The organism is Streptomyces anulatus, from assembly GCF_000721175.1.
Classification (GTDB): domain Bacteria; phylum Actinomycetota; class Actinomycetes; order Streptomycetales; family Streptomycetaceae; genus Streptomyces; species Streptomyces anulatus_C.
Window position 1 is genome coordinate 1 of record NZ_JOEZ01000053.1, and the last position, 19165, is coordinate 19165.

10 protein-coding genes are annotated in these 19165 nt (G+C 70.3%); 7 read left to right on the forward strand and 3 right to left on the reverse strand.

Going from position 1 to position 19165, the window contains the following annotated elements; translation table 11 throughout:
* Positions 1–79: 79 nt before the first annotated feature.
* Positions 80–505, reverse strand: a complete 426-nt coding sequence (locus IG90_RS40985; RefSeq protein WP_051860457.1) for an ATP-binding protein — start codon at positions 503–505, stop codon at positions 80–82.
* Positions 506–1725: 1220 nt separating this feature from the next.
* On the opposite strand from IG90_RS40985, the gene IG90_RS0136505 reads away from it, so the two are divergent.
* The 7 genes from IG90_RS0136505 to IG90_RS44540 all read left to right on the forward strand — a co-directional run bounded on the left by IG90_RS0136505 (position 1726) and on the right by IG90_RS44540 (position 15378).
* Positions 1726–2124, forward strand: coding sequence for a hypothetical protein (locus IG90_RS0136505; RefSeq protein WP_030594693.1), 399 nt, complete (start codon positions 1726–1728; stop codon positions 2122–2124).
* Positions 2125–2426: 302 nt separating this feature from the next.
* Entirely contained in the window at positions 2427–2846 is a 420-nt protein-coding gene (locus tag IG90_RS46780) for a DUF5988 family protein (RefSeq protein WP_267958716.1), read from the forward strand.
* A gap of 100 nt (positions 2847–2946) precedes the next feature.
* Positions 2947–4224 (forward strand): beta-ketoacyl synthase N-terminal-like domain-containing protein, encoded by a 1278-nt coding sequence (locus IG90_RS0136510; protein ID WP_209443587.1) that lies wholly within the window; start codon positions 2947–2949, stop codon positions 4222–4224.
* 232 nt (positions 4225–4456) lie between these two features.
* The gene (locus IG90_RS0136515; protein WP_280922393.1) at positions 4457–10759 is read left to right on the forward strand and encodes a type I polyketide synthase; all 6303 of its coding nucleotides are present in this window, start codon (positions 4457–4459) and stop codon (positions 10757–10759) included.
* A gap of 605 nt (positions 10760–11364) precedes the next feature.
* Complete coding sequence (locus tag IG90_RS0136520) at positions 11365–12375, forward strand: Ig-like domain-containing protein (RefSeq protein ID WP_078841981.1); 1011 nt, start codon at positions 11365–11367, stop codon at positions 12373–12375.
* Between the two features lie 56 nt (positions 12376–12431).
* Positions 12432–15209 (forward strand): beta strand repeat-containing protein, encoded by a 2778-nt coding sequence (locus IG90_RS40990; protein WP_167345028.1) that lies wholly within the window; start codon positions 12432–12434, stop codon positions 15207–15209.
* A complete protein-coding gene (locus IG90_RS44540; RefSeq protein WP_233436189.1) occupies positions 15148–15378 on the forward strand; it encodes an Ig-like domain-containing protein in 231 nt (76 codons plus the stop codon). The genes IG90_RS40990 and IG90_RS44540 overlap by 62 nt, the downstream gene beginning before the upstream one ends.
* Positions 15379–15883: 505 nt before the next feature.
* Here IG90_RS44540 and IG90_RS0136540 read toward each other — a convergent pair.
* The gene (locus IG90_RS0136540; RefSeq protein WP_030594705.1) at positions 15884–18334 is read right to left on the reverse strand and encodes an ABC transporter permease; all 2451 of its coding nucleotides are present in this window, start codon (positions 18332–18334) and stop codon (positions 15884–15886) included.
* A complete protein-coding gene (locus tag IG90_RS0136545; RefSeq protein WP_030594708.1) occupies positions 18331–19023 on the reverse strand; it encodes an ABC transporter ATP-binding protein in 693 nt (230 codons plus the stop codon). The genes IG90_RS0136540 and IG90_RS0136545 overlap by 4 nt, the downstream gene beginning before the upstream one ends.
* Positions 19024–19165 lie beyond the last annotated feature (142 nt).

A 19165-nucleotide genomic window follows, 5' to 3' on the forward strand; every position in this document is an offset into this window, starting at 1 on the left:
ACACGGCGTTCGTGATCGGACAGCTCCAGCGGCAACGGCTTCGGACCAGGCATCAGCCCACCCTACAACCGCGCGCGAACTAACGACTCAGGACACTAGCGACGATGCCGAGGCCGCGACCGAACCCCGAAGTGTTGTGCCAGTGTTCCCCGGTGGAGAGCGTTCCCTGGTCGCGAACCTGAACGCGCAGGTGGGTTCGGTTTCTCCGCAGGGAGGCGGCGATGACGGCGCTGTCGGTGTGGACGATGGCGTTCGTCGCGAGTTCCGTGAGCACGAGCAGGGCCGTATGACGGATGTCCTGGTCCGCCAGTTGCTGCTGGTCCAGCCATAAGCGTGCCAGGTCACGGCAGATCGGAACCGAGCGGTCGATCGCGGGGAGGTGAACGGTGAGGGCCTGCGACTGGCGCCAGGCGATGGCCGGTGCTTGGATCACCGACGAGTCAGGCCATCGCTCGACGTCCTGGGGCGAAAGAACTATCGGGGCGCACGCACGTGTGGTCAGCATGTCTTGTCGCTCCTGATCCTTGGGATGAAAGCCGCGGCTGCAGTACCGGTGCCCTTGGCGCGAGCCACACCAGCGCCGATATCGTGTGCTGGCCTGCCCGTCAGGCAAGGGAACGTGCGTTTCTGCATCGGTAGCGGCCTGATGGTGCCTGACCGGCGAGGCGTGGGCCGGCGCCACCGGAAATGCGTCTGCGGGGTTCCCCGACGCCTGCGCCAGTGTCGAAGGTGTGGCGCCGCTCCTGTCCGGGCCTGCTCCGTCTTCCATGAGCAGGAACAGGGGGGCGTCGGAGGTGCAGGTCTCCGTTGCTACCGCGTTCGAGGAGCTCGCCCATCTCACGCGATGCGACATCAGAGTCGGCCGACGGGGCCAACCCTCCTCAGGGTGTCCATTGCTGGGGCCTGCCGTTCAACGGCTGGGTGAAGTCTGGCGCGTTGAGGACGGACGACCACTCCGCCGGAGAAGATGGGCATCTCACCGTCGGTTGTAACCGCTATCCAAGCGTTTGACACATGACGACAAATTCTATACGAAGGCAAGCACTCGTAAGGCCTAATCTTGCGATAAAAGCAACGGGGTGTGCTTGAAGTGAATGCGTGACCAAATGACTTGGCCGCGCCTCTCGCATGAGCGCATGCGCCGGCCGCGCTTCTGCCAGCCATTCAGGAGAAACTGATATCACCCGGCCGGATAGGGCCCAAGGCCTGGCGTATTGCAGCCAAATGACCGGCGGGTCTTTTTCCGGTCACGGCGTCGATCAAGCGAGGTGGCCCTTGGCTGTCCAGATATGGCACCCCTCATCGCGCCGGCTGCGTGTGCGCGCTGGATCAGCAGTAAATCCCGACGCATGACCTTCGCTCGTGAATTCGCCCGAAACCCCGGCAAGTTGCTTGCCATTCCCGCGAGGTGGGTGACAGCGATCTGGCTTGTAGACGCTGTAGGTCAATCAGCAGCCTTACTCCGATCAGGTGACGCAGGTGCCGATCCTCTTGAGGTGCCGCTCGTCCGTGCTCCATTACTGGATTACGAACCGGCGGGCCGCCCATACCTTTCCGGGAAGTGACTGCTACCCGCTCCGGTCATCACTCCCAGCGCGCGATGCACGCGGCGATCAGGTCGATCTCTCGTCCCACAGCGGCCACTCCCGGGCAGTCGGGGGCAAGCCCTTTCATCGGCGTCGTAGCCCATGAGTGAACCAGTTGTCTCTTCAAGGGAGTGCCATCATGTTCCGTTCCCGTTTCGCCGTCGCCGCCGTCACCGCCACCATGGCGGTGGGCGCCGTCGTCGGCATCGCCCCTGTGGCCATGGCCGCCCCAGTTGCCTCGGCCTGCGTCACCGCCCTGGAGTCCGCCCAGACATCCAACAACGCCGCCATCGCGGCCGACGAGGCCAACAACCCCGCCGCCGCCCGCACTCACAACGTGGTCACCGCCACCTACCTCGTCAGCGCCGTGGGTGACTGCCAGGGGCAGCCGCAGGTGGTGGGGGCCAACATCCTGACGGCCAGCGCGTCCAACGGGACCGCCCTCGTGTACAACATCCTCGGAGTCACGAGCGCGGCCCTGGCCGCCGAGCAGGCGACCGCCTCGGCGATCAGCCAGGCGCTGGCCAACGCGTCCTGACCGGTACACGGGCAGGTCCCGGTGTGACATCAGCGCCTGCCCCAGGACCGTCCGTGCGTGAGTAGGGACCAGCCGCGCGCCGGCACCGCCCCCCGCCGGCCCGGCGCGCGGCGACTGGGCGGGGCACTCGCTGTCAACGGCGAGTGCCCCGCTACTCAGCGACGCACGAACCACTGGTCAGGGTCGTGGCGCGTCGCGGCCGGACGCCGGCGGGTTCGTCTCCTCGGTGACGCGCAACCGGCCGCCGCCAGCACCCCTTGCGGCCAGAAGCCTCTCGCAAGCCTCATGTCTGGCAGGTCATCATGTCGCTTTCCACCATCCTCAACGCAGTGTGCCGATCCTTCGTCACGGCCTACCGATGCCTGCTCCTCCCGCCTTACCTGCCCCTCGCTCTTGAGAGGACGGCGCCGCCGCACGACCAGGACGACTGCGTACGAGGTGCCGAGCACGACACCCGCGGGGGTACCCAGGGGCGTGACCATGCAGCCCTCTTCTCGGATCCGAAGGCACCGAACCCTGTGCGAGTGGTTCTTTCCGGAGGCCCGGACTGGGTGATGGTTCCTGCCGTATGGGAAGTCAGGTCCGTCGAATCCGAACCCAAAGTAAAAATCTTGTGCGGTAACGCCTACGAGCACTTCGAGTTCTCGGGCATGTACTCCTTCCACGAAGGGGAGCGATTGCCCGTCTATCGCTGGTGCAATCGCACCTACGTGGCCGAATAGCCCACCACCCGACCCCGAAGGGAAAAGCCATGACCTCTGCACCGTCACAGGCAGGTGCCCGGTGACGCGGCGCACCGGCGCACGTGCGCGGGACGCCGTCGTGACCGGAATCGGACTGTGCCTTCCTGGCCCGGAGACTCCGGTGTTCACCGCCGACGAACTCTGGGACGTCGCTTCCACCGGCACGTCCTGCCTCGTCAAGAAGGGCGTCTACTACGGCAGCGTCAACCTCTCAGCAGCGATGTTCAACGAGCGCGTACCCGGCGTCCCGGAGCTCTTCTCACGCCACTACACGGAGGCCCACCGCTTCGGGCTGGTCTCGCTCACGCAGGCGTGCACGGACGCAGGCCTCGAGGTGCAGCGCGATCTGCAGGACGCCGCCGTGCTGGTGGGGCGGGGCGGAGTGGATGCCAACATCGACAGTTACCTCGCCGTGCTGCGGGCCGATCCGGCGACCTACCCCGCCGCCGAGGCGCTGGAGATGTTCGTCGCGGCGGAGCAGGCCGTCACACCGTCCGACGTCGCCCTGGTGCAAGGCGCACTCACTCGGTCGAAAGGCGCCAACTTCACCGTGTCGTGCGGTTGCGCCTCGTCCGCTCTCCAGGTCGGCAACGCCCTGGGCATGATCGCCGCAGGTGAGACCGACATCGCCGTGGTGACCGGAGTCGACGTCTTCAGCGTCACGCTGATCCGCAACATCCAGCGCCTGCTGAGCGGAGCCCAACAGGCGTACGACACCATGCGCTCGCAGGACATGCCCAGCCTGCTGCCGTCCTTCGACGCCCTGATGCGTCCGTACGACCAACGTGCCGACTGCATCAACCACGGCGAGGGGTCCGCGACCATCATCATCGAGAGCCGGGAGCACGCCTTCGCACGGGACGCGCGCCCCTACGGTCAGATCCTGTCCCAGGCCACCACACGGGACGGGCTCGCGAACCCGCTGGCGTCTGACGAGACCGGAAACGCACTGGTGTCTGCTGTACGCCGGTGTCTCGGCGGCACCTGGGACATCGGGCAAGTGCCGTACATCCACGGCGGCAGTGACGGCAACGTGGTCGTCACAGCCTTCGAGTCGAATGCCATCAGGGAACTGTACGGCTCCGCGTCACGCGACCTCCTCATGTCTTCGCAGGAGGGCTGCTTCGGGCACAACGGCGCTCCGGCCGGATGCCTCGGGGTGGCACTGACCCTGCTGATGATGCGGAACGGCCAGGTGTGCCCGACGGCGAACTGCGAGCAGCCGGCCGACCACCTGACGTTCGACCCCGTGCCCGGGACGCGGCCTCGTCCCCTCGACTTCGACTACGCCTTCACCTTCAACTACCAGGTGGGAGGGGTGAAGAGCGCGATCCTGCTGGGCGGCCCGGACGTCTGATCGCCCTTCCTCCCCCCCCGCTCCTGGACCCACAAGCCACGCACCACCGCCTCGTCATGTCGTGCACACCTACGTGCTGTCGCTACGCGCGTCCGCACGGGCCGATTCTCGTGCGGGGCCCGCCTTCACGGCCCGACAAGCGGCACATCCCCCTCTTCCGAGCGCAGCCGCGCCGCCCCTCCCCCGCGACAAGGAGACCTTCGTGGCCAAGTACAAACACCGTCCTCAGCCGGTGAGCTCGACACCCATCGCCGTCATCGGCATGGGATGCCGGCTTCCCGGAGACGCCGACTCCCCGGCCGCCCTGTGGCGCCTGCTGAGGGAGGGGCGTGACGCAGTCGGCGTTCCACCACCCGGGCGGGAAGCTGCCGAGCCTGAGCGCGGGTTACCCAGTGACGCGCACCCCTCGATGCATCAGGGCGGCTACTTGAAGGACGTCTCGCGGTTCGACGCGGACTTCTTCGGCGTCGCGGGTCGTGAGGCCGAAGTCCTGGATCCCCAGCACCGGCTCCTCCTGGAGGTCGTCTGGGAAGCGCTGGAACACGCGGGTCTGCCCCCCGACCGGCTCCATGGTTCCCCGACCGGGGTCTTCACCGGGCTGAGTTACAACGACTACATGGACCGGCTGGCCGGGCAGCCACAGGAACTCGAGGGCTCCATCCTGACGAACGGCCACTGCGTGGCCGCCGGCCGGATCTCCTACCTCCTCGGCCTGCACGGCCCCAGCATCGCTCTCGACACGGCCTGCTCATCCTCCCTCGTCGCGTTCCACCTCGCCTGTGAGTCCCTGCACCGCCAAGAGTGCGACCTGGCTCTCGCCGCCGGCGTCACTCTCATGCTGGCCCCCCGCGTGACACGGTCCTTCGCCCGTATGGGCATGCTCTCGCCGACCGGCCGTTGTCACACGTTCGACGCGGCGGCGGACGGCTTCGTCCGTGGTGAGGGCTGCGGCGTCGTCGTCCTCAAGCGTCTGTCCGAAGCCCGCCGGGACGGCGACCGCGTCCTGGCCGTTGTCCGCGGGTCGGCGGTGAACCAGGACGGCCGTTCCGACGGCCTCGCCGCCCCCTCCGCCGATGCGCAGCAGGCCCTGTACCGGGCCGCGCTCCGGCGGGCCGACGTCGACCCGGCCCGGATCTCCCTGATCGAAGCCCATGGCACCGGAACCCCTTTGGGCGACCCTGTCGAGTTCGCCAGCCTGGCCGCCGTGTACGGCAACGGGCTCTCGCCTTGCGCACTCGGCTCGGTCAAGACCAACCTCGGGCACCTGGAGCCGGCCGCCGGGATCACCGGTCTGATCAAGACCGTCCTGTGCCTGCAGCACAGCATCATCCCGCCCAACCTGCACTTCACCGACTGGAACCCTGCCATCACCGCCGACCCCACTCGGCTGTTCATCCCTCTCGAGAGCATGCCGTGGCCGGCCAAGGAGCCGGTCAGGCTGGCTGCGGTGTCCTCTTTCGGCTTCTCCGGAACCAACGCCCACGTGATCCTGCAGGAGCCTCCGCCGCCCGCCCGCCGGGCCGGCCTGCCCGCCCCCCGCCGCCCCCGGCCGGCGTCGCCCGACGTGATCCTCGTCGGGGCCGGATCCCACCGGGCGCTGCCGGACGCCGCCCGCAGAATGGCTGACTGGCTGGACGCGGAAGGCGCGGACGTCCCGCTTCGGGATGTCGCCCACACCCTGGCGCTGCGGCGCAAGCCGGGCCGCGGACGCCTCGCGGTCATCGCCCGATCGCGAGCAGAAACCGCTGTAGCGCTCCGGCTCTACGCCAACGGCGAGCATGCCCCGGCCCTCGTGTGCGGTCCGGCCGATGTCACCGCCCCCCGCCGTCCCGTGTGGGTGTTCTCCGGTCACGGCTCACAGTGGGCCGGCATGGGCCGCGAGCTGTTGGTCCGGGAAGAGGCCTTCCGGAAGGCGCTGACCGAGGTGGACACCCTGATGCGCAAGGAGGCGGGCTTCTCCGTGCTGGACCTGATCCAGACCGGTGAACCGGTCACCGGATGCTCGCGGATCCAGCCGGCGTTGTTCGCGATGCAGATCTCCCTTGCCGCGGTCTGGCAGGCGCACGGCGTGCGGCCCGCTGCCGTGATCGGCCACTCGATGGGAGAGGCCGCGGCCGCGGTCGTGTCCGGTGCCCTCTCCCTCGCCGACGGCGTCCGCGTGATCTGCCGCCGCTCGGCACTGCTGGAGCGGATCGTCGGCACGGGCGCCATGGCCTCCGTCGGCCTGGGGCGGGCCGCGGTGGAGGCCGCACTCGCCGACGCGGGCGCCGCCGGCGTGTCCGTAGCCGTCCTGGCGGCGCCCGACACCACCGTCGTCTCCGGCGACGCTGACCAGATCACCCGGCTGATCAGCCAGTGGGACGAGCGCGGCATCGCCGCCGTACCCATCGCCGTGGACGTCGCATCGCACAGCCCTCACGTCGACCCACTGCTCTCCGATCTGCGTCAGGCACTCGCCGGCCTTGCACCTCGTACACCCGACGTCCCCTTCTACTCCACCGTGGCCGAGGACCCGCGACAGAACCTCCTCCTCGACGCCGCGTACTGGTGCGACAACCTCCGCCGGCCCGTTCGCTTCCACCCGGCCGTGGCGGCGGCCGCCGAAGACCGACACCAGGTCTTCATCGAGATCTCACCCCATCCCGTGGTCACCCAGTCCCTCAAGGACAGCCTGGCCCCGTCGTTTCCCCATCCCGTCGTTCTGCCCACTCTTCGTCGTGCCCAGCCTGAGGTCGCCACCCTCCGGACCCAGCTGGCCACCTACCACTGCAACGGCGGCACCGTCGACTGGACGCCCTTGTACGGCGACGGCTCTCTGGTCGACGCGCCCACCACCGCCTTCGACCGCATGCGCCACTGGACTGCCGGCGGCACCGCGCCGCAAGCCGATGACGGTGTTCTGCCCGGCCGCCACACCGAGGTCCCCGGTGATCCCGTCCGGCACGTCTGGCACGCCACGGCTCCCGCCCGGCACCTGCCCTGGTTCGACGACCACCGCGTCCACGACGCCCCCGTCCTCCCGGGCGCCGGCTCCTGCGCCCTGTTCCACACCACGGCCCTCGCCGCACTGACCGGCGCCAGCGGCGTCGACCTCCTCGACGTCACCTTCCACGACCTGCTGCCCCTGGGCGATGACACCGAGATGAGCACCACCGTCACTCTCACCGACGGTGATCAGGCCACCTGTGAGTTGCACTCCCGTACTCCGGAGGGCTCTTGGCAACTCCACGCCTCGGCCACCGCCCGTCGGACGCTCGCGCCGCCCGACGCCCCCGCAGCCTCCGTCTCCGCACTGCACGACAAGCATCCCGTCGTCCTCGAGCCCGATCAGATCTATGCGAAGCTGCGGGCCTGCGGCCTGGAACACGGCCCCGCCTTCACCGGCATCACCACACTGCGGACCACGAGGCAACAGGAGAGCTTCTGGGCCGGTATCCGACTGCCGCGCACCGCTCTCGCCCCTGCCCCCGACCTGAGTGTCCACCCCGTCCTCCTCGACGCGTGTCTGCAACTGCTCGTCGCGGGAGCGGTCCAGGACCCCACGCCCCCACTGATCCTCCCGGTCAAAATCGGTTCCCTCCGCCTCCTCGGAGACCCCGCGCAGGCCGTGTACGCCCACGCGTTGATCACCGAGAACAGCGATAGGGCACTCGTCGGCGATGTCCGCGCCCTGGACGCGCAAGGGCACCCCGTCGTCGCACTCGACGACGTACAGTTCCTCAAGGGAGCACCTGCCGAAGAGACCCCCGTCGACCAGTGGTTCATGGAACTCGGCTGGCACGAAGCCCCCCGGCCGGACACCGACAGGAAACCGCCGGGGAACTGGCTCGTACTGGGCGAGGGGGACGGCCGGGCCGAACGGCTGGCCGAGCTCCTGCGCTCGGCCGGCGCCCGCGCGGAGGCGCAGGAGATTCCCCTGGGCACCCAGGTGCTCTCCTCACTGGCCGGGACCTTCAGCCGGCACCTGGCTGTCGGCGCCGACCCCTGGTCCGCCGTCGTCCTGCTGGGCGGCACACCCTCGGCCGGTCAAACCGACCCCACCGAGGGCGCGCAGCAATGCGCGCGGCGGCTGCTCGCTCTGGCGCAAGCAGGCGACGAGCACCGCGGATCATGGCGCCTGTACGCGGCTACGCACCACGCTTACGCCGTCACGGCCGAGGAAGCCGGCCACCCCGCCCACAGCACCGTGCGCGGCGTGGCGCGAGTGCTGGCGGTCGAACGGCCTCACATGCGCCCCACCCTGGTCGACACCGACCCCGACGAGCGGGGGCTGCGCACCCTGGCGGCCGAACTCCTCGCCGACGCTCCCGAGGACGAGGTGGCACTGCGCGGTGGCACACGGTACGTGGCGCGCATCGACCGGGCTCCCGTCGCGCCCCCCACGAGCACGGTCAGGACCACCCGGACCGTCCGCTTCGGCGACCACGGATTCCGCCTGCGCGTCGGGCGGCTCGGCGATCTCGACAGCCTGGAGCTCACCGCGACCGGCCGCCGCCGGCCCGGAGAGGGCGAGGTCGAGGTACGTGTCCAGGCGGCGGGCGTCAACTTCCGGGACGTCCTGACCTCCATGGGTATGCTCGGCTCCGAGCCTGCCACCCCCTACCGCATCGGTTTCGAGTGCGCGGGTGTGGTCAGCGCCGTGGGACCCGGCGTGGACCATCTGCGGTGTGGGGACACCGTGCTCGGCGTCCAGCTGGAGGGCGGTGCGTTCGCCTCCTTCGTCACCGTTCCCTCCTTTGCGGTCGTCCCCGTACCGCAGGGCCTGGCTCCCGCCGCAGCAGCGGGGCTTCCCACGGCCTACCTCACCGCGTGGTACGCCCTGCGGCACGTCGCACGGCTTGCTCCCGGCGAGCGCGTGCTGATCCATTCCGCGACCGGAGGAACCGGGCGGGCGGCGATCGCCGTCGCCCGCCTCCTGGGCGCGGAGGTGCTGGCGACGGCCGGGACGGAGCAGAAGAGGCACCAGCTGCGAGGAATGGGGATCCACTGCGTCATGGACTCCCGGACCCTGGACTTCGCCGAGCAGGCGCGCCTGGCCACCGACGGCCAAGGGGTCGACGTCGTGCTCAACTCCCTTTCCGGACCGGCCGTCCGTGCCGGGCTCGAAAGCCTGCGCCCGTTCGGCCGCTTCGTCGAGCTCGGGGTACGCGACATCATGGCCGACGCTCCACTCAAGCTCGGGCCGCTGCGCCACAACATCACGTTCAGCACGGTCGACCTCATCGAGCTGCAGCGACACCGACCGGAGCTGCTGGCCACGATGCTGCGCGAGGTGGTGGAGCACATCGCCGCAGGCAGGCTCAAGCCGCTTCTGTGCACCGAGTACCCGCTCGGCCGCGCGGCCGACGCCTTCCGGCTGATGGCTCGCGCCGGGCACACGGGGAAGATCGTGCTGACTGTTCCCGACCGGGGAGAGGCCGATGCCGTGGTGCCCGAGGGGCCGCAGAGCGTCGTGCGCAACGACGGTGCGTACATCGTCACCGGAGGGCTGGGAGGACTCGGGCTGGCCACCGCCCGCTGGCTGGCCGAGCAGGGAGCGCGGCGCATCGTCCTCAACGGCCGCCGTGCCCCGTCTTCGGACACCACCCGCACCGTGAACGAGATGGCGGCGGACACCGCGGTCGTACTGGGCGACGTCTCTCAGCGCGAGACCTGCGAACGACTGGTCGAGGTGGCCACCGAGGGCGGTGTCCCGCTGCGCGGCGTGGTGCACTGCGCCATGGTTCTTGACGACGCCGCGCTGGCCACCATTCGCGACGATCAGCTGGGGCGGGTCTGGGAGCCCAAGGTCACCGGTGCCTGGAACCTCCACCAGGCCACGGCCGACCAGTCTCCGGACTGGTTCGTCGTCTATTCCTCCATGAGCTCCCTGCTGGGCAACGCCGGGCAGGGTACGTACGCGGCGGCCAATGCCTGGCTCGACGCCTTCGCCACCTGGCGCACGCGCAGCGGCCGGCCCACACTGGCCGTCGACTGGGGACCGTGGGGGGACATCGGGCAGGCCGTCGACTTCGCTCAGCGGGGTTACGAGACCATCCCCACCCGCAAGGGCCTGGAAGCACTCCACTGCCTCCTCGCCGACCGCAGGGTCCGGACCGCTGTGATCCCTGGGCCTCCCCGGACCTGGATCCCCCAGGCGGCCGCCGGTTCCAGTCTGTTCACCCTGCTTGCCCCGGACAGTGTCCGCACGCAGGAGAAGCAGAGCGCAACCGGAAGCTCGGACATCCGCGCTCGCGTCGAGGCCTCGCCCGCCGGCATCGCCCGCCAGACAGCTGTGGAGAGCTACCTGGCAGACCACATCCGCACCATCCTGCGCACCGGCAGCGCCACGCTCGACCCGAACACCTCGTTGAAGTCCCTGGGGTTCGACTCGCTCCTGGCCACCGAGCTGCGGATCCGCCTCGACACCGACCTCGCCATCCGTCTGGCGAGCAACTTCATCTGGCAGCATCCGACCATCGCCTCGCTCGCCTCGGCCCTGGTCGCGCACATGGGCCTCGCCGCGGAGGAGGACCCGTCGCCCGCCGAACGCTAACCGGCCTGCCCGTACCCGGGACGATCACGGCTGTGCCCCGCTACGTCGGTAGCGGGGCACAGCCGCGTGCCTTCCGCCGAGTCCCCGCCTCGCTCATCGAGCGCGGAACCGCCTCACGGCGGTACTGCGTTCCGTCCAGCCGGGGTTCGTTCCACGGGCACCGGCAGCGGAACCCGACGACTCCTCGGCCGGAAGCGCGTCGCAGCGGACCTGGACGAGGCTTTCGGCCGCCTCTCCCCCTCGGGAGCGGCTCCGGGAGGCACCGCGCGACCTTTGCGACCACCGCGGGCGTGCCGCGGACCGCGAGCGCGACGAAGACGTACGGGGAGTGCGGGGCCGCAGCCGGTGCTCACGGGCGGCGCACGCCGAAGGCGTAAGCGGCGTGCGCCCTTCACGCGCCCTGCGCGCTCGTCTGTTAAGGGTGCTGTGGCTCTGGCATCCGGGACCGCGGGGGGCGCCTACTGGTGACACCGACCGGGGCCGCCCATCTCCTGTTGGGACGGCAGCGCGTGATGCCCAGCATCAGCTGCCGAAAGCGGCCGCTGGAGTCGGGGGACGAGTGGCGGCCGTAACCATCCTCGATCCCGTTTGGAGGCCGCATCCTCATGCCAGCCACATTAACCCTGGTCGCCATATCGCCGAATCCGTCGGCTTACGGCCAGCCGGTGACGCTGAGCGCTATCATCATCCCGCTCGGGCCCGGTACACCGACCGGCACCGTCACCTTCAGCGTCGACGGCGGACCGACCGTCACCGCACCCGTCGTGGGCGGTACGGCGACAGCGACGATCGGTGACCTGCCCGTCGGAGTCCACCGGGTGACCGCCGCGTACAGCGGTGACGCCAACTTCACCCCATCGACGGGCGCCACCCTCCAGATCGTCCTCCCGGCAGCCACCCGGACGACGGTGACCTCCTCCCCCGACCCCTCGGCCTACGGCCAGCCGGTGACGATCACGGCGGCGGTGACACCGGTCGCGCCGCTGCAGGGCACGCCGACGGGCACCGTCACCTTCATCATCGGTGGCGGGCCGACTCTCACGGCCCCGCTGGTGAACGGTACGGCGACGGTCACCGTGAACATGCTGAGCGTCGGTCCGCACCCCATCACCGCGATCTACGGAGGAAGCCCCGGCTTCCTGCCGTCCTTGGGGACGGACCAGCACGTTGTGCAAGGCAAGGGCGCCAGCACGACGACGGTGACCTCCGCACCGGACCCGTCGGCGCCCGGCCAGCAGGTGGCCTTCACCGCCGTCGTGGCGCCGGTGCCGCCGGGCGCGGGCACACCCACCGGTACCGTGACCTTCGACTTCGGCGACGGGTCGGTGCCGGTCACGGTTCCCCTGGTGGGGGGCGTGGCCACGGCCAATCACGCCTACGCGGCCGGCGGCCCGCACACGGTCACGGCGACCTACAGCGGAAGCGCCAACCTCGCCCCGTCCACCGGCACCGACACCCACACGGTGGTGGCCGCGGCGACCACCACGACGGTGACGTCGTCCCCGGATCCGTCGGCGGTGGGTGAGCCGGTGACCTCAGCGGCGACGCGAGCTTCACCGCGTCCACCGGCACCGACACCCACACGGTGGTGGCCGCGGCGACCACCACGACGGTGACGTCGTCCCCGGATCCGTCGGCGGTGGGTGAGCCGGTGACCTCCACGACCACGCAGGTGACGTCTTCGCCGGATCCGTCGGCGGTCGGCCAGGAGGTGGCCGTCACCGTGACGGTCGATCCGGTCATCCCGACCCCCGGGTCTCCCACGGGCGACGTCACCATCGACTTCGGCGACGGCGGCCAGTCCGAGACCGTGGCGCTGGTGGGCGGTTCGGTGACGGTGACCCACGTCTACACCTCCACGGCCGGCAGCCCTTACACCATCACCGCCGCCTACGGCGGGAACAGCGACTACGGCTCCTCCTCCGGGACGGACACGCACACGGTGACCGCGGCGGAGACGGAGCTCACCCTCGCCTCGGCCCCGGACCCGTCACAGGTCGGGCAGCCGGTGACGTTCACCGCCGCCGTGGCTCCCGTCGCCCCCGGCGCCGGAAGCCCGACCGGGACCGTCACCTTCGACTTCGGTGACGGCAGCGACGCGGTGACGGTGCCGGTCGCCGGCGGGAACGCGACGGCCGACCACACGTACACCAGCGCCTCCGGCAGCCCCTACCTGGTCACCGCCACCTACGGCGGTGACGCCGACTTCGCGGGCTCGTCGGCCACCGACCCCCACACCGTCGAAGCCACGGGCACCATCACCGCGGTCAGCACGAGTCCCGACCCCTCGGTGGCCGGCCAACCGGTCGACATCACCGTGGCGGTCGCCACCGAAGCGCCCGGTGCCGGCACGCCGACCGGGGAGGCGGTCGTCGACTTCGGGGACGGATCACCCACCGAGACCGTGACGCTGGTGAACGGCACGGCAGTGGTCACCCACACCTACACCGGCGCGGCGGGCAGCCCCTACACCGTCACCGCCACCTATGGCGGGAACGGCGACTTCACCGGCTCGTCCGGCACCGACACCCACACCGTGAACATCGCCCTGACGACCACCGCGGTCACCTCCACGCCCGACCCCTCCGCCTTCGGCGAGCCGGTGACGATCACCGCCACGGTGACGCCCACGGCGCCCGGAGCCGGCACACCCGGCGGGACGGTGTTCTTCGACATCGGCGGCGGCCCGGTCCTCGACGCACCGGTCGTCGCAGGCACCGCCACGGTCGTCACGGACGCCCTCACGGTCGGTACCCACACCGTCACCGCGACCTACCCGGGCACCGCGAACTTCGGTGCCTCGGTGGGCAACGACACCCACACGGTCGGCCAGGCGGCCACCACGACCGAGGTCACGTCCGCCCCCGACCCGTCCCGGCCCGGTGAGCAGGTGACGGCCACGGCGACGGTGACGGCCACCGCACCGGGCGACGGGACACCGACAGGCACCGTGACCTTCGACTTCGGCGACGGGACCGCGCCGGTCCCCGCGGTCGTCGTGGGAGGCACGGCCACGGCCGCCCACGTCTACACCACGACGGCCGGAAGCCCCTACACCGTCGCCGCCGCCTACGGCGGCGACTTCAGCCACTCGGGTTCCGCGGGCACCGACCAGCACGTGGTCGCCGCGGCGGACACCACGACCACGCTGACGGCCTCACCGGACCCGTCGTTCGTGGGCGAGCCGGTGACAGCCACCGCGACGGTCACGGCGAACGCGCCGGGCGGAGGGACACCGGCAGGGACGGTGACCTTCGACTTCGGCGACGGAACCACGGCCACCGCAACCCTGGTGGGCGGCGTGGCCACGGTCGAGCACACGTACACCACGACCGGGGGAAGCCCGTACAGCATCACCGCGGACTACCAAGGGAACGGGGACCACACCCCTTCCGGAGCCACGGAGGCGCACACGGTGCTCCCGGCCCCGACCACGCTGGTCGTTGGTTCCGCCCCCGACCCGTCCGTAGTGAACCAGACGGTGACGGTGACGGCGTCCGTGGCCGGCTCCCCGGGAACGCCGGGAACGCCGACGGGCGACGTCGCGTTCGACTTCGGCGACGGGACCCCCGCCGCCACGGCGACCCTGGTGGGTGGCGTCGCCACCGTCGAGCACACGTACAGCACCGCCGGAGGCAGCCCCTACACCATCACCGCCGTCTACGAGGGGAACAGCGACTTCACCGGCTCCACCGGGACCGGTCCGCACACGGTGCAGCAGGACGCGACCACCGTGCTGGTGACTTCCGCTCCCGACCCGTCGGCGGTCGGTGAGCCGGTGACCGTCAAGGCGACGGTCCTCCCGGGCACCCCGGGCCCGCTGGTTCCCACGGGGACGGTGGAGTTCGACTTCGGCGACGGCGGACCGCCCGTCACCGCGTCCCTCACCGACGGCGCCGCGGAGGTCCCGCACGCCTACACGGACGCGGGAGGCAGCCCCTACACCATCCACGTGACGTACGCCGGGGATCCGAACTTCTCCGGTGCCCTGGGATCGGACACGCAGACGGTGCAGCCCGCCCCGGCAACCGTGGCGGTGACCTCCGCGCCGGACCCCTCCCTGGTGGGTCAGCCGGTGACGGTCACCGCGGCCGTGACCTCGGCCTCTCCGGGCTCGGGGGACGCCGACGGGCTGGGTGGTTCTCGAGTTCGGCGACGGGGTGGGGAACGTCGCACCACTGGTGGACGGGGTGGCGACGATCCCGTACACCTACTTCTCGGCCGCGGGCAGCCCGTACACCATCACCGCGAGCTACGAGGGGGACCCGAACCACGCCGGGGCCGACGGTACCGACAGCCACACGGTGCAGCCGGCGTCCACCACGCTGTCCCTGGCGTCCGGTCCCGACCCGTCGGTCGAGGGCGAGGCGGTGACCTTCTCCGCGCTCGTGACCCCGGACGCTCCGGGAGCCGGGACGCCGACAGGGGAGGTGCTGTTCGACTTCGGTAACGGAGACCTGGTGAGCGCGACGCTGTCGGGCGGGCTGGCGACGCTCTCGTACACCTACCTCTCGGCAGTCGGCAGCCCCTTCACCGTCAACGCGTCCTACAGCGGGGACGGCGACTTCCTCGAGAGCTCGGCCACGGACACCCAACAGGTCGAACCGGCCGGACCCTAAGGGCCCGACCGCGGTCGAATCGGTCCAGCACGCCGAGGAGACCGATAGCCGCTGCGCCTCCCCGGCCGCCTTCGCGCGGCCGGAGAGGCGCAGCGGCGCTCGCCGTCTAGGCACGGGATGTGGCCTTCGAGGATCGCGGTGACCTTGTCGCTCATGTACTCCATCCACTCGTCCTTGCCGGGCCGTGCAGCGGATGGAGCACTGCGGGAAGCGGCGCTCGGCACAGCGATCGGAGATCGGCTGGTCGTGCAGCGGCAGCGCCAGCGAACCGATTTGGTTCCAGTCCATGACAGAAATGGTCTTCGGGGGAAGCCTTCCGTTCAGGGGTTCCAGTAGACCGTGGTGAACGCGCGGTCGAAGCGCCACGCGGTCAGGTCCTCGCGTGGGATCACCCAGAGGCCCTTCCCGCAAGCCCAAACGGGGCATTCGGCTCCTGTGCCTGTACGGGCGACCCGACCCCGCGGACCTGGCGGATCCGCCCCGGCAGCTCGCGCTCCGCCGGACGCTACTCGGTGCGCAGCGCCGTGTCCGTACGCGCCCTGGCGGCCCAGCCGGCCGGGATCAGTGCGCCCAGCATCGCGATCACTACCCCGCCGAGCCCCAGCAGGAGCAGCTGAACAGGTTCGTACACTTCGAGGACCGGCGACGGCAGACTGGTGCCCACGGCACGCCCCATCACCGGCATGACGACGTGGTGCAGCGCGTACCCCGCCGGCACGCCGAGCAGCCCGCCGGTCACGCCGATCACGGCCACCGAGGCGAGCACGAGGCTCAGGGTCTGCCGCGGCGACATGCCGATCGCCTTGCAGACGCCCAGGTCGTGGATGCGTTCCCGGGTGTCCAGGACCACGGAGTTGAGTACGCCGAGACCGGCCACGGTGATCAGCATGAGGGTGAGCAGCACCGCCATCGCGGCCATGATGAGGATGACGCCGTCCTGCCCCGACTCGGAGCCGGTCGTAGCGTCGCCGCCCAGCGGCTGCACGACCGCGGCGACCTTCTGGGCGTAGTCGTCGGCGGAGACGCCGGGCTTCGTTTCGACGAGGAAGGTGCTGGGCTCGGCCGACGTGAAGTCGGCCATGTCCGCGTGGATCTCCAGCTGGCTGCCCGACGTGTCGAAGGACTCGCCCACGATCCGCAGGGTCGCGGTGTCCTTCTCGTAGGTCACCCGCACCGTGTCACCGATCTTGGTGCTGGTCCGTTCCAGGAAGCGCGAGGGCACCACGACCTGTCCCTTACCAGTGATCCAGTGCCCGGAGATCATCTCGTAGCTGCCAGAGCGCGAATCGCCCTCGTAGAGGCTGGCCCGGATTGATCCTGAGATCCCGGCCACGGCGACCTCGGTCCGGGCCTTGCCGTAGTACGACTCCGTGCCCGGCTGCGACGTGACGGCGGACCGCACCTTCGCCGGATCGGCGACCTTGGGCTTCTTGGACGTGCTCGCCGCACTGTTCTCCACGGGAGGCGGGCCTGCATCGCTGCCGCCAGAGGGGGGCGGATCTCCCGCGTCGCCCCCCACAAGAGGCGGCGGCGGGGGAGCGACTTCGATCGGCTTGGTCGTGGTGACCGTGACTGCGGCACGGTTCTCCGGGTCCTGCGAGGTGCCGATCGCGTTCAGGGACGAGGTCAGCCCCACAGCGAACGTTGCCGCGACCGTACCGAACGCCACCGCGAGCAGCATCGCGAGAGTACGTACCGGATGCGTGAAGGGGGTGGCGAGACCGTAGGTCACCGGCCGCGGCAGCGGCAGCAGCCCCATCGCACGATGCGCGCACTGGCCGCGCCCAGTGCGCGGCGTCCGGCCGACCGCGATGGCCTCGACCGTACGCAGCCTTCCGGCCCGCAGCGCGGGAATCAGCGCCGCGAGCCCCACCACGACCAGGGCGGCGGCCGGTACGGCGACGTCCACCCACCAGGCCACCGAGAGCGAGACGCCGCCGTACACCGACTCGGTGTCGGACAGCAGGGGCACGGCAAGGAGATTCCCCAGGACGACACCCAGGACGATGCCGACGACGGCCGGGATCAGCGCCTGGGCCATGTAGGCGCGTACGACCTCGCTTGGGGTGAAGCCGATGGCCTTGAGGATGCCGATTCTGCGCAGGCTGGTGCCGACCGCACCACTGATCACACTGCTGACGGTGATCACCGACATCACGATCCCGAGCGCGCCGAAAGCCATCACGAACGGGACGGTCGCCGCCGCACCCTGATCAGCGGCGCGCTTGGTGTCCAGCCAGGACTGGGTCCCAAGAAGCGCCCCGGGCACCACGGAGGCGGCGAGCTTCTTCCGGTCGGCGATGATCTGCCACTTCGTGCTCGCGGAGTCGAAGCGGTAGAGCATCTGACTCGCGACTGGGTTGCCCTTCGATGCCAGCGCGTCGACCTGCGCGGGGGCCGCCCAGGCGTCGGCGGTCTTGCTGGCGGAGACGGCAAAGCCGACGATCAAAAGGGGCGGTGCGTCCTTGGCGTCCGATGTCTTCATGGGGGTGCCGATCCCGAGGGCGGGCCCCTCGAGCGACGCGTCGAGCACGATCTCGCCCGGCTTCTGCGCCCACCGGCCCGACTTCAGATCCACCCGGTCCACGGCGCCGTCAGGGCCGGACCGCCCGACCAGGGTCAGCGTCGGCAGTTGGAAGCCCGCCCGGTCCACCGGACGGACCGACGTGGACGGGTACGGTCCCGCGCTCGCGGCGACGCCGGGCAGCTTCCCGGTCTTCGCCAGCTCCGCCGCACTCGCCTTGGCAGGATCGAACTGGGCGGTGATGTGCGAACCTCGCTGCTTCGTGAAGGCGTTGTCGAAGGGCGCGGCTGCGGCGACCATCAGCGACCCGGCGACCACGGCCGAGGCCACGGCCATCATCGTGGCCACGGCGATCACCACTGTCTGCACCCGCCGTCGGTCGACGCCGGAGCGTACGACCCGGCCCATCGCGCCGGTGCCGAACAGGCTCATCGAACGGCCTGCGCGTAGGAGTCGAGGGCGACGTGACCGTCGACCAGGTGAAGAGTGCGGCTCGCGCATGCCTCCGCCAGCGTCAGGTCGTGCGTCACCAGCACGATGGTTTGTCCGGCGCGGTGCAGATCCATCAGCAGATTGCGGACATCGTGGCCCGAGGCGGTGTCGAGCGCACCGGTGGGCTCGTCGGCGAGCAGCAGCGCGGGCCGGTTGACCAAGGCCCGGGCGACCGCGACCCGTTGCCGTTCACCTCCGGACAGTCGGCCCGGGTAGGCGCGGGCGTGCTTCTGGATGCTCAGCATCTCCATGAGGTCACCCGCACGGGCCGCAGCCTTGCGCCGACTGGTCCCGGTCAGCTGGGCCGGGAGCTGGATGTTGTCGGTGACGGTGAGGTCGTCGAGGAGATTGAAGAACTGGAATGCCATGCCGATGTGCTCGCGACGGAACTTGGCGAGGGCGTGCTCGCTCAACTGGTCGATCCGTCGCCCGGCCACGATCACGGCGCCGTCGGTCGGCTTGTCCAGGCCTGCGACGAGGTTTAGCAGCGTGGACTTGCCGCTGCCGGAAGGGCCCGTCACGGCAAGGGCCTCACCCTTGGCGACGCTGAGCGTGAGCGGTCCGAGCGCCGGCGCGCCGGCGCTGTCGTAGCGCTTCGCCACACCCTCCAGTTCGATCACTTGGTGCATACGTTTTGTCCGTCCTTACGGTCGCGAGAGGCACATGCCGTTGCCAGTCCTGCGAACCTAGGAGTGCCGTGTATGGGGCGCGTCGGCCGCGGAACCGACATCAGGCCCTTCCCGCGGAGGATTCGGCCGCAGAGTCCTACCT